We start from the raw sequence: 237 nt of genomic DNA on the forward strand, positions 1-237 counted from the left end.
TAGCCCGATGGGGCAATTTGCAGCAACTTGCAAATTGGCTCGACCCCATAGGCATCACGATACTGGTCTACAAAGTCAATTAACTCTTGATGCGACGGTCCAGCTCCGCCTGTGCAAAAAAAGCGCTCGCAGCCTTGAGGATGTCATTGGCTCGGCGCAGTTCCTTGTTCTCTCGCTCCAGTTGCTTGAGCCGCTCACGCTCATCCGTGGTCAATCCTGGTCGTTGGCCTGCATCTA

At 54.0% G+C, this 237-nt stretch carries 1 pseudogene and 1 other annotated feature; the pseudogene reads right to left on the reverse strand.

The features are described from left to right. Positions 1-237, reverse strand: a pseudogene (locus SJH88_RS19695) (IS3 family transposase); the annotation flags it as partial. Then, positions 9-125: a sequence feature (AL1L pseudoknot), on the reverse strand. It overlaps the preceding pseudogene by 117 nt.

The organism is Comamonas sp. GCA5, assembly GCF_036541385.1.
Taxonomy (GTDB): Bacteria; Pseudomonadota; Gammaproteobacteria; order Burkholderiales; family Burkholderiaceae_C; genus Comamonas; species Comamonas aquatica.